This window comes from Pseudomonas sp. HN8-3, from assembly GCF_020790195.1.
Lineage (GTDB): Bacteria > Pseudomonadota > Gammaproteobacteria > Pseudomonadales > Pseudomonadaceae > Aquipseudomonas > Aquipseudomonas synxantha_A.
The window spans coordinates 1,018,967-1,030,735 of record NZ_CP086206.1 but is presented as its reverse complement, the minus strand read 5'-3'; the positions used below and the strand labels follow the sequence as shown (position 1 = coordinate 1,030,735).

Below are 11,769 nucleotides of genomic sequence, written 5' to 3'. Positions count from 1 at the left end.
CTGCTGTGCAGGGCTGCGTTGCTCGAAGCTTATTTGGAATGACCAAACCACGCTTCTCGCGCCTTGCCCTGCACAGCAGCAGACCCGGCGCGGTGGGGAAACTAATTGAGAACGCCCCCTGGATCGACAGCCACAAAAAAGGGCGCCGTGCATTGACTGCACGGCGCCCTTTTTAGTGGCCAGTGTTTACTGGTACTGCTGGTACGGGTTGCCCTGGAACTGGTTGTTCTGCTGCGGCGCCTGTTGTTGCTGCTGTTGACCAGGCTGGCCGTATTGCTGGCCGGGGATCGGGCCGAGGTTAACTTCTACACGACGGTTCTGGGCACGGCCATTCACATCGGCGTTGCTGGCAATCGGGTTATCCGGGCCGGCACCGCGAGCACTCAGGTTGGCAGCGCTCACACCCTGGGAAGTCAGGTAGTCGGCCACGCTCTGCGCACGACGCTGGGACAGGTCCATGTTCAGTTGGCGACTACCGGTGCTGTCGGTGTAGCCTACGATCTGGATGGTGTTCTGGTTGAATTGCTTGAGGGAGTTGGCCAGGTTATTGAGCGGCTGGTAGAAGCTGCTGGCGATCGCGGCCGAGTTGGTGGCGAAGGTGATGTTGCCCGGCATGATCAGCTTGATCTGGTCACCCTGGCGCTGCACTTCCACACCAGTGTTGGCCATGCTTTCACGCAGTTTTTTCTCTTGCTGGTCGGCGTAGTAGCCATAGCCGGCAGCACCGGCACCCGCAACGACGGCGCCAATCAGCGCGCCCTTGCCACGGTTGTTATGGTCGATGGCCGCACCGGCCAATGCACCGGCCAGCGCGCCGAGGCCGCCGTACTTGGCGGTCTTGCTCATACCGCTTTCAGAACCATTGCCGGCCTGTCCCTGGCTGCCGTCATAAGGATTAGGTGAGGCACAGCCAGACAACAGGGCTACGGCGGTAGCGACAACAAGCAGACGACGCGGAGTAAACATGAAGGGAGCTCCTACTTTTGCATTCTGTGATGCAGAGGACATTGGCAATGGACCTGTGCCGAGTTTGGAACGCGACAAGCGGCAAAAATTCCGTGGGGCGTGCTCAAAGCATAGCTGTCTTTGGCTCGAGCCTGTGCCTGCGTGTCTGTACCGACTTGTATCAGAGCCGACAACCCATCACGCACGCACGAAAGGATTCTCTCGCATCTCATCGCCCAGCAACGTATCCGGCCCATGCCCTGTCACCACTGTCGCGCGCTCATCCAGCGTGTATAAGCGCTGCTTGATCGACCGCACGATCGTCGCCTGGTCGCCGCCCCACAAATCCGTGCGCCCAACGCCGCGCCGGAACAAGGTGTCACCGGCAATCAGCAGCTTGGCATCGGCAAACCAGAAGCTCATCGAACCCGGCGTATGCCCAGGGGTGTGCAAGGCAACACCGCATCCACAGGCCAATTCTTCATCGTGTTCCAGCCAGCGATCCGGCGACGGCACTGGCACATAGGGCACGCGAAACATCTGGCATTGCATTTCCAGGTTATCCCATAGAAATTGATCATCTTTGTGCAGGTGCAGCGTGGCTCCGGTTTTTTCTTTCAATTGGCCAGAGGCCAGGAAGTGATCCAGGTGAGCATGAGTGTGGATAATGCTCACCACCTTCAGACCCAACGCATCAAGACGCGACAGGATCAATTCGTGATTGCCGCCGGGGTCGACTACGATGGCTTTTTTAGTGATCGGGTCGCCAATGATGGTGCAGTTGCACTGCAACGGGCCGACGGGGAAGGTTTCGCGAATCAGTGGTGGTTTTTCGGTAGTCATGAGTGTCCTGCAAGCTCTCTGGCGCGTTCCAAGTGCAGTATGGTGGAGGTTGCCCCCACTCTGGAAGGGATCGATTCGGCGGTGTATCCACTGCTAAGCTACACAAGCGCCATCCCCCGCTGCAGTCCGTCGCATTTGGAGCAACACCCATGGCGAATCAACAGATCATCTGCGAGCACTGCGACTGCGTGTACGAAAAGGTCACGCTCGCCAAACATCAAAAAGCCCTGTGTGTGCGGTGCTCGGGTGTGCTGCAGCGCTATAACGGCCTGTCGGTGCAACAACGCCTCGCGCTGACGGTGACCGCAGCAGTGCTGTGGACCTTTGCCAACTTTTATCCGGTGATGAGCATCAGCCTGCAGGGCTTGAAAAACAGTGCGACGCTGTGGGATTCGGTGGTGGCGCTGAGCCTGGGGCCGATCACGTTCATTGCGTTGGTGGCGGCGATCTCCATCATCATCGCGCCGGTGTTTCAGCTGGTCTTGCTGATCTGGGTTTTGAGTTTTGCCTTGGCCGGCCAGCGTTCGCCGGCGTTCAAACTGTGCATGCGCTGGCTGGAAGCGCTCAGGCCCTGGAGTATGCTGGAAGTCTGCCTGCTGGGCGCCATGGTTGCCGTGTTCAAGCTGGCGGGTATGCTGGATGTGATCCCCGGTACCGGCCTGTTTGCCCTGGCCGCCCTCAGCCTGTTGCTGATCCGCATTGCCGGGCGCGATGTCCGCGACCTGTGGGACACCGTATGAATTCACCGCCCACCGCCCGCGAGCTCAACCTGTGCCTGTGCCATACCTGCGGCCAGGCCTGCGACATGCGCCTGGAGCCCACTGAATGCGAGCGCTGCGGCGCGCCCTTGCACCGGCGCAAAACGCAATCGCTGACACGCACCTGGGCCTACATGCTCACCGCCCTCGCCTTTTACATACCGGCCAATTTGCTGCCGGTGATGAACACCACCATGCTCGGGTCCGGCGCAGACAGCACCATCATGAGCGGCGTGCTGGAGTTCTGGCAGCATGGCGCCTGGGACATTGCCCTGATCATTTTCATCGCCAGCATTGCCGTGCCGGGCATCAAGTTCCTGTCACTGGGGTTGCTGCTGATCACCGTGCAGCGCAACAGCCAGTGGGCGCGCAAGGAACGCTCAAAGCTGTTTCGGTTTATCGAGCTGATCGGCTATTGGTCGATGCTGGACGTCATCGTGGTCGCACTGGTGGCCGCGCTGGTTAAGTTTCAAGCCCTGGGCACGATCGAACCGCGCCTGGGCATTCTGTTTTTTGGCTTGGTGGTGGTATTTACCATGCTCGCGGCCATGAGTTTTGATCCCCGGCTAATCTGGGAAAACCCACATAACGAGGAGACCTCGGATGAGCGCATCCAAGGCTGACACCCCTGCGGGGCAACCCGCGATCAAGACGCGTCGCTTCAGTGTCTCGCTGGTCTGGATCGTGCCGATTGTCGCCGTGCTGGTGGGGATCTCGCTGGTGATTCACAGCGTCATGCAACAAGGGCCGACCATCGTCCTCAACTTCAAGACCGGCAGCGGGCTGGTCGCCAACAAGACCGAGGTCAAATACCGCAACGTGGTGATCGGCCAAGTGACCGCCGTGGCCTTGAGCGGTGACCAGAAAAGTGTCAACGCCACCATCGAGCTGTCCAAACAGGCCGAAAGCTTCACCCGCGAAGACTCTAAATTCTGGGTGGTACGCCCACGTATCGGCGCAGGCGGCGTATCCGGTATCGACACGCTGCTGTCCGGCGACTACATCGGCGCGGATATCGGCCAGTCCGAAACCCGCGCCAAACATTTCACCGGCCTGGAAAACCCGCCACCCATCACCTATGGCGAGCCTGGCAAGCGTTTCACCCTGCACACGCAGACGCTGGGCTCCCTGGACATCGGCTCGCCGGTCTATTACCGCAAAATCCCGGTAGGCCAGGTGGTGGCTTATGAGTTGGACAGCGAAGGCAAGGGCGTGAACGTCGAAGTCTTCATACACGCGCCCAATGATGGGTATGTCACCGAGAACACGCGGTTCTGGAATGCCAGCGGTGTCGATCTGAGCGTCGGTGCCAATGGCTTTGCGCTGAAGACCGAATCGGTGTCGTCCATGCTGATGGGCGGGATCTCCTTCCAGGCCCCACCCTACAACCCCAACGACAAGCCGGCCGAGGAAAATCGCGGCTTTGAATTGTTCGAAGACCAGCAAAGCGCCCTCGCACCGCCCAATGGCAAAGGGCAATACATGGTCCTGCGCTTTGATCAGGCCCTGCGTGGGCTGAAAGTTGACGCACCGGTTGAGTTCCTCGGCGTCGAGTTCGGCAAGGTGGTGTCGATCAATCTGGATTTCGATGCGAAGAAACGCAGCTTCCCGGTCAATGTCGGCATCGTGATCTACCCGCAACTGCTCGGCGCGGCCCATACCAAGCTGCTCAAGGCCATGAACAACAACCCTGACGATGAGGCGGCCGGCGTGCGCCTGATCGGCAGCTTCATTGAAAACGGCCTGCGCGCCCAGGCCCGCAGCGGTAACCTGCTGACCGGCCAGTTGTACATCGCCCTGGACTTCTACCCCAAGGCCGAGAAAGTGGCGTTCGATCCGAACCAGCGCCCCGTGGGCATTCCCACCATCCCGGGCAACCTGGAACAACTGCAGGAGAAGTTCGAAGGTATCGTCAACAAGCTCAGCCAACTGCCGGTCGAGCGGATTGCCGGCAACCTCGACGCCAGCCTGGTCGAACTGCGCAAGGGCCTGGCGCAATTCAACGCCAAGACACTGCCGGGTGTGCAGACGACACTGGCCGACGTGAGCAAGACCCTGCAATCGGCCAGCTCAACCCTGGCAGAAGACTCACCCCAGCGTGAACAACTGACCCAGACCCTGGATGAACTGGCACGCATGTCGCGCTCCTTGCGCGAGCTGTCCGATTACCTGGGCCGGCATCCGGAGTCGCTGATTCGCGGTCGTCCTGATAACGCCGCGCCGAACGACCTGCAAGGGCCACCCCGCAAATGACCATTGGAGCCGCCATGACGTCGCCGTTGAAGATCACACTGCTGACTACGATGCTGTTGCTCGCGGCCTGTCGCAGTGACCCCATCGCCTTCCACACCCTGACCCCGGCACATGCGAGCAACAGCTCACGCGCAGATGCCGGTGGTGTACGGATTGAAAGCCTCAGCGTGCCGCCCCAGGTCGACCGCGCGCAGATAGTGGTGCGCCAGGGTGACAGTGGGTTGGCGATTCTTGAAACCCAGTGGTGGGCCGCCAGCCTCGCTGACGAACTCAGGAGCGCGTTGGTGGATCAATTGGCCAATAGCGATCCACGCCACGCTGTGGCCCTGCGCCTTGAAGTGCAACGCTTTGACTCGGTCCCCGGGCAGTACGCGCTGCTCGACGTGCGCTGGCGCCTGCGCCAGATCAATGGCGACCGCCCAGCCCTGACTTGTCGCAGCACCTTGCAGTCACCCGCGGGGCCAGGCATCGACGATCTGGTGGTGGCGCATCAGAACAACCTCAAGCGGTTCGCGGCACTGATCAATCAAACCATCGGCACGTCACTCAAAGGCTGCCCTGCCGCGCCATAAACTGCGCTGGGCTCAGACCAGCAAGCCCATGGCCTTGGCTCGCGCCACTGCCTGGGTTCGGCGCTCCACGCCGAGCTTGCTGTTGATATGGCTGGCGTGGGTCTTGACGGTGTGCAAGGAAATAAACAGCTGGTTGCTGATTTCCTGGTTTGAACAGCCTTGGGCAATCAGTCGCAGCACCGCCAGCTCTCGCGTACTCAGGGTTTCTTGATGAGCTGGGGCCTGGACCACGCTGACTTGGGGCAGCAGCGCCAGCAAGCTCTGGTTCAGCAGACCATGGGGATCTTTGCCCAACTGCTCACGCATCCAGTCCGGGTAGCCCTCCAGCAACCGCTGGAACGGCTGCAACGCGCCGCCCGAGCCGGCTTCAAGTGCACGGGCCAATACCTGTCCGGCCTTGGCCTCCTGGCCGCCCGCCAACAGAAGCTGCACCTGCTGGGTCAGCGCCATCAAGGCAATCATCTGTCGCCCACTGTTCTGGGACTGTTGCGCCAATGCTTCCAGACATTGCAACGCGGTGTCGGGCTGATGGCGTATGGCATCGAGCGCGGCTTGTTGCAGTTCGATATGTTGTGGCAGGTGTGGGTGGAACTCCGGCGCGGCAGCGGCGTGCTCGCCGTTGTAGGTCTGCCCCAGCCTGGTCAGCCAGGCGTCCGCCAGCTCGGTACGACCCTGGGCCAGCCATAGCTCGCATTTGATCAACGTAATCATCGCCAGGTAATAGATCGGCGGTACGTCCCAGATGTGCATCAAGCGCTCGGCCTCGGCCAGCTCGGCAAAGGCATTGGAAAACTGGCCGCGCCGCCCTTCAAAGTTGGCGATCACGCAATGCCCGATCAGCACGCTGATATCCCGGCAGGCACGGGCTTCGGCCAGGCCGGCGCGCAAACGCACAAGGCCGGCTTCGGGCTGGTAACGCGCCAGCAGCAGGTAACCTTCGTAGAGCGACAACCGCGCACGCACCGCATACAGGCGCTGGGGCGCCAGGCCGTGCAAGCGTTCCAGGCCCTGGCGCACTTCGTCCAGGGAGCGCAGGATTTCGCCGCGTGACTGCAACACCCGCGCCCGGTCGTAATGGGCCAAGGCTTCAAACAACGGATTACCGACGCGCTGCGCCAGCTCCAGGGATTCGCGGTTCAAACCGCGGGCGCGCCACAGGTCGGCATCGACAATTGCCAGGTTGGACAGGGTCGACAGGCACATCAGGCGCTGGCCGTAGCGCTTTTGCGGCAGGCTCTCCAGTGCCTCGTTGCAATAGCGCAGGGTCAATTCGCGATCCCCGCGCCCACGGGCGATGATCCCGCTCAACGCCAGCCATTGGGCCAACATGGACCTTTGCGCGGTCGCCGAGGGTGCCGGCAGGAAGCGACTGAGGTAGCTGGAAAGCTCCTGGGCCGCGTCCAATTGGCACGCCAGCCCCAATGCCCAGCTGTAGAGCACGATCAAGCGCGGCGTGCTGATCAGCAGGCTGTCGGGCAAGTCCATCTTCCAGCGCAGCAACATGCCAACATTCTGCTCTGCCAACAGTTGCTCTTCGGACAGGTTCTGGACCAGGTTCGCCGCCACGTCCAGATGGCCGGCCCGCAGCGCCTGCTCTACTGCCTCGTCGATCAAACCCTGGGCGTTGAACCAGCGGCAGGCGCGCAAGTGCAAGCTGGCAGGCGGCAATGTGGTGCTCTTCTCGCGGCGGGTACGCAGCAGGTCGGAAAACAAATGGTGATAGCGGTACCAGTGGCCCTGTTCATCCAGCGGCACCAGGAAAACCTGATGGGCCTGCAAATAATTCAGGATTTCGGCGCTGTCATGGGCTTCGCGGACCGCGTCGCACAACTCGCTGCAAAAACGCTCCTGGGGAGCAGTGTCGTACAGGAACGCTTGCACGTCGGCAGGCAGGCAGTCGATGACTTCTTCAAGCAGGTAATCACGAATCAGCCCTTCGCCACCGTGAAGGCTTTGGGGTAAGGCCCCCTCATTGCCACCGGCTTCGGTCGCCGCCAACAGCCAGAAGCGCAGGCCGGCGACCCAGCCCTCGCTGCGGCGGATCAGGTTTTCCAACGCTTCTCCGCCTAACGCGCTGCTGTGCCCATCCAGCACGGCCAGGGATTCGTCGTGAGTCAGGCGCAGGTCTTGTTCATGCAGCTCCAGCAGATGCCGCGACAAGCGCAAGCGCGCCAGGTGCCAATCCGGACGCTGCCGGCTGGTGACCAGTACCAACAGACCGTCGGGCAAATGATTGAGGAAAAATTGCAGGCAACGATCCAGCACCGGGCCCTGGGCCAGGTGGTAGTCATCCAGCACCAGCAATAGCGGCGAGCGCGTGGACAGATGCTCCGCCAGCTCATCGAGCAGGCCATCCAGCCATTCTTCAAAGGCAAAGGGTTGATGACGCTGACGCATTTTCAGCAAACCCAGGGATTGGGCGCCCAACTGCGGAAAATAGTGCTGCAAGCCGTCGAGCAATCGCTCCAGGAAGCGGCCGGGGTCATTGTCCCGTGGGCTCAGGCCCAGCCACAGACTTTGCCAGTGGGCCGGCAGGCCCTGGCAGAACTCCACCGCCAACGAACTCTTGCCGAACCCCGCCGGTGCGCAGACCAGCAACAATCGCCCGTCCAGGCCCGCGTTCAACCGTTGGCACAGGCGCGGGCGCAGCACGTAGCCGTCAGGCAATGGGGGCCTGTAGAAGCGGCCTTCCAGGGTTGGCATCACCACACTGGCAGGCCCTTGGATTCGGGACAGATCAGTCATCGCCGGGCTCTTGTAGAAGGCTGTTGTCGGCATTGCAGATGTCCGCAGACTAGCGGTAAAAGCGGCGGGATTGTAGATCTTTGCAACAATTGGCTGAAAAAGAACTGCGACAAGAAATATCCCTACAAACAGCACACACAAAAAGTGGGAGGGGGCTTGCTCCCGATGGCAGTGGATCAGTCAGAATTTTAATCGACTGTCAGACCGCCATCGGGGCGAGCCCCCTCCCACAGGGGTGCATTAGGGTGGGTTAGCGAACACCGTCCTGGCGCAGGGCCGCTGGGGTGAAGTCGCTGGTGGTGGCGGTGAAGCCGAAGTCATAAGCCTGTTTCTCTTCGTTCTTCATGCCCAGGGCCAGGTAGCGGCCGGACTGCAGGTCGTACAGGGTTTCCAGGGCGTACCACGGCACTTGCTTGTCGTAGTAGTTCTCGGCATGGGCTTCGGCAACGCGCCACAGTTGGCCACGGCCGTCGTAGTGGTCGATCACCGCCGCTTGCCAGGTGTCTTCGTCGATGAAGAAGTCACGCTTGGCGTAGATGTGGCGCTGGCCTTCCTTCAAGGTGGCGACCACGTGCCAGACGCGGCGCAGCTCATAGCGCGCCAGGTCCTGGTTGATGTGGCCGGCCTTGATGATGTCGGCGTACTTGAGCTTCGGATCGTCGATCTTGTAGCTGTTGGAGGCGATGTAGATTTCTTTCTTGCCTTCCAGCTTCCAGTCGTAGCGATCCGGCGCACCGTTGTACATGTCGAGGTTGTCGGAGGTGCGCAGGCCATCGGCAGCAGTACCCGGCCCGTCATAGGACACTTGCGGGGCCCGGCGCACACGGCGCTGGCCGGCGTTGTAGACCCACGCCGAACGCGGTTCCTTGACCTGGTCCAGGGTTTCGTGCACCAGCAGTACACCACCGGCCAGACGCGCTGGCGCGGTGACTTGCTGCTTGAAGTAGAACAGGATGTTGCCCGGGTTTTTCGGATCGAAATCCTTCATCTTGTCGCGGAACACAAACTGATCGCGAAAGTACACCAGGCTGTAGGAACCGTTGGTTTGCGGCGTGGCCTGGGTGACCAGACGGGTTACGCTGCCGCCGCGATAACGGGTGATGTGGTTCCAGATGACTTCAACGCCGGTTTTGGGAATCGGGAACGGCACGGCGGTCTCGAAGTTTTCCAGACCGTTGCCGCCGGACACCAGGTTGGTAGTGGTGGCGTTTTTCTTGATGGCAGCGAACACGTCAGCCGGCACCGTGGCACCGCGATGAGTCGGGTAGACCGGCATCTTGAAGCTGTCCGGGTAACGCTTGAACATCGCGTACTGCCCTGGAGCCAGTTTGTCTTTGTACTGCTCGACGTTCTGCGCGGTGATGGTGAATTGCGGTTGTTCGCTGGCATATGGGTTGGCCAGGAAGCCACGGGCATCCACGGCGCCGGCGTTGGTTGGCAAGGGTGACCATTTGGGGATGGTGCCGGCCGCGTTGCCCGCCATCTCGGCGCCCATCGGGGTCAGGGTAGTACCGAGCTTGGCAGCTTCATCCGCCGAGACTGCCGCCATGACGTTGCTCGCCAGGATCGACAGCCCAAGCACACCGACGTGCAACAGACTTTTAGTTATTTTCATACTCTGGTCTTCCTGAATACATGCCACTTGAAAAGAGTGTGCTTAGAAGTTGGCGCCGAAGCTCAAGGCGACAAAGTCGCGATCATCCACGGTGCTGAACTTGCCACCAAAGAAGTTGGTGTACGCCAGGCTCGCGGTGTAGGTGTTCTGGTATTCGGCATCCAGGCCAAGGCTGACCGCCTTGCGACCCTCTTCAAAGTTGCCGCCGGGACCTGGCGAGTAACCTTTGACGTCATGGGACCAGGCCACGTTGGGCTTGAGGTTCACGCCAGCGAACACGTCCGGGTATTCCCAGATGGCACGGGCACGGTAGCCCCAGGACGTTGCAGTGGTGTAGCCGTCGTTGTTGCAGTTGGTGTTCAGGCCGGCAGCGTTGGGCAGCCCGGCGCCGTTGGCGGTGGAGTTGTTCAGCGCGTTGCAGAACCCACCCGGCAGCGTGCCTGGGCCGAACACCGGATCGCGACCATAGCGAGCCTGGGACTTGCTTTCCAGGCCACCCACATGGGTCACACCGATTTCACCGACCGTGGTCAGGCGACTGGCGCCCATCACCTGGTCGAAGAAGTGTGTAAAGGTGGTCTGGAACTGGGTGACTTCCTTGCGGTTGTAGCCATGCAGGTCTTGGCCCGGCGAGCCCTTGAGCACCGAAGCATTGCCAAAGCCAGGGATCGGCGTGACACCGGCAAACAGAATGTCGGTGGTACTCAACTGCACCGGCGCATTCGGCCGATAGCTCAATTCACCACTCCAGGCGGTGCCGGTAGGCAGCGTGGTGGAGAAGCTCAAGCCGTAGAGACGAATATCCTCCGGGTACTCGACGAAGTAGTTCGAACTGCCCGCCACGATCAGTGGACGCAGTGCCCCCAGCGGGCCCAGTGGACGGGTGTAGGCCGCAGACGGTGCACCCTGCGCACTAAAGATCGGCGCACGGCTGTGGTAGTTCATGAAGTAGGCGCCGAACTCGGTGTCCAGCGGTTCGAAGTTGTAATGCATGGCCACACCGAACTGGCCGCTGTCACGCGCATCACGGTCCGGCCCACGGCGCACCAGCACGCCTTCGCTGTTCACGTCCACGCCCAGGGCACCCAGGGTCGGCAGTGCCGCAGCGGGAATGGTCGAGCGCTTGTTCAACACCCGCAGGTTATTGCTGCAACCATCGGAGATCACGTCTGGCTGGGAGAAGAAAGTGCCGCAGTTATCAGTGACGGTCTGGTCCCATTCCAGTTGATAGAACGCTTCGGCCGACAGGTTGTCGGTGAGCGTCTGGGACACGTAGAACATGTTGACCGGAATCAGGCCTTCCTTGATCTCGGCCCCCGGGCGACGAAACGCCGACACGTCGATCGGGTTGATGGAGTTGATGCCGCCGCCGATGAAGGTACTTTCGCCCCAGCTCACGACCTGCTTACCAAAACGCACGGAACCCGGCGCATCGGCAATCGAGTAGTTGTGGTAGACGAACGCATCGAGAATCTGACCGCCAGAAGACTTGGCGCCTTCCTTGCGGTTGTTGTCGCTGATGTCCTTGAACTGACGGCTCTCGTCCTTGAGTTCAAAGTCGTACCAGTACTTGCCGCGCACAAACACGCCGGTGTCGCCGTACTTCAGTTCCAGGTCATGAATACCCTTGAAGATCTTCGAGAACGTCTCGCCGCGCTTGAAGTTCAGGTGACCGTCATCGGAAGTCTGGGACAGGCCCTTGCCGCCATTGTTGGCGCCGATCAGATCACGATTGGGCTTGGCCGTAGACCAGCTCGCACCCACCGAAAGCGAGGAGTCAAAGCTCCCTTCGATTTCACCGATGTTGAAACTGACGCCGAATGCAGGCCCGGCGAGCGTAGAAGCGAGACTGACGGCCAGGGGCAGTCTTGCCCGGCGCCAGAACTGGTTTACTTGGGTCATCGACGCTACTCCATGTGCATATTTTATTGTTATGGCAGTGAGCCCTTTCTTCAGATGTAACGGCCGGGATACAACGATTCCAATGCCGAACCGCAACCGAGCCTCCCTGGCTCGACGCGCAACATCCGCGAAAAAC

The 11,769-nt window shown here is 60.8% G+C and carries 9 protein-coding genes; 4 read left to right on the top strand and 5 right to left on the bottom strand.

What is annotated here, in order from left to right; translation table 11 throughout:
• Positions 1 to 186 precede the first annotated feature (186 nt).
• Both LJX92_RS04590 and LJX92_RS04585 read right to left on the bottom strand, forming a co-directional pair.
• Positions 187 to 966, bottom strand: a complete 780-nt coding sequence (locus LJX92_RS04590) for an OmpA family protein (protein WP_228309352.1) — start codon at positions 964 to 966, stop codon at positions 187 to 189.
• Positions 967 to 1,143: 177 nt separating this feature from the next.
• Positions 1,144 to 1,788: an MBL fold metallo-hydrolase gene (locus LJX92_RS04585; protein WP_032877732.1), complete on the bottom strand. Its 645-nt coding sequence runs from the start codon at positions 1,786 to 1,788 to the stop codon at positions 1,144 to 1,146.
• 149 nt (positions 1,789 to 1,937) lie between these two features.
• On the opposite strand from LJX92_RS04585, the gene LJX92_RS04580 reads away from it, so the two are divergent.
• Genes LJX92_RS04580 through LJX92_RS04565 form a run of 4 tightly spaced genes read left to right on the top strand, consistent with a single transcriptional unit; the run spans position 1,938 to position 5,371 of the window.
• Positions 1,938 to 2,528 carry a paraquat-inducible protein A gene (locus tag LJX92_RS04580; RefSeq protein WP_005784917.1) on the top strand — a complete coding sequence of 197 codons (591 nt, stop codon included), beginning with the start codon at positions 1,938 to 1,940 and terminating at the stop codon, positions 2,526 to 2,528.
• Complete coding sequence (locus LJX92_RS04575) at positions 2,525 to 3,169, top strand: paraquat-inducible protein A (protein WP_032877734.1); 645 nt, start codon at positions 2,525 to 2,527, stop codon at positions 3,167 to 3,169. Before LJX92_RS04580 ends, LJX92_RS04575 begins: the two co-directional genes overlap by 4 nt.
• The gene (locus LJX92_RS04570) at positions 3,150 to 4,799 is read left to right on the top strand and encodes an intermembrane transport protein PqiB (protein WP_032877736.1); all 1,650 of its coding nucleotides are present in this window, start codon (positions 3,150 to 3,152) and stop codon (positions 4,797 to 4,799) included. Before LJX92_RS04575 ends, LJX92_RS04570 begins: the two co-directional genes overlap by 20 nt.
• Before the next feature lie 14 nt (positions 4,800 to 4,813).
• A complete protein-coding gene (locus tag LJX92_RS04565; protein WP_032877738.1) occupies positions 4,814 to 5,371 on the top strand; it encodes a PqiC family protein in 558 nt (185 codons plus the stop codon).
• 12 nt (positions 5,372 to 5,383) lie between these two features.
• Here the strand turns inward: LJX92_RS04565 and LJX92_RS04560 are convergent, their stop codons facing one another.
• From LJX92_RS04560 to LJX92_RS04550, 3 genes are all read right to left on the bottom strand, one after another.
• Positions 5,384 to 8,116, bottom strand: a complete 2,733-nt coding sequence (locus tag LJX92_RS04560; RefSeq protein WP_228309351.1) for a LuxR C-terminal-related transcriptional regulator — start codon at positions 8,114 to 8,116, stop codon at positions 5,384 to 5,386.
• Positions 8,117 to 8,366: 250 nt separating this feature from the next.
• The gene (locus tag LJX92_RS04555; RefSeq protein ID WP_005784906.1) at positions 8,367 to 9,731 is read right to left on the bottom strand and encodes a DUF1329 domain-containing protein; all 1,365 of its coding nucleotides are present in this window, start codon (positions 9,729 to 9,731) and stop codon (positions 8,367 to 8,369) included.
• Between the two features lie 42 nt (positions 9,732 to 9,773).
• The gene (locus tag LJX92_RS04550) at positions 9,774 to 11,633 is read right to left on the bottom strand and encodes a DUF1302 domain-containing protein (protein WP_032877744.1); all 1,860 of its coding nucleotides are present in this window, start codon (positions 11,631 to 11,633) and stop codon (positions 9,774 to 9,776) included.
• Positions 11,634 to 11,769 lie beyond the last annotated feature (136 nt).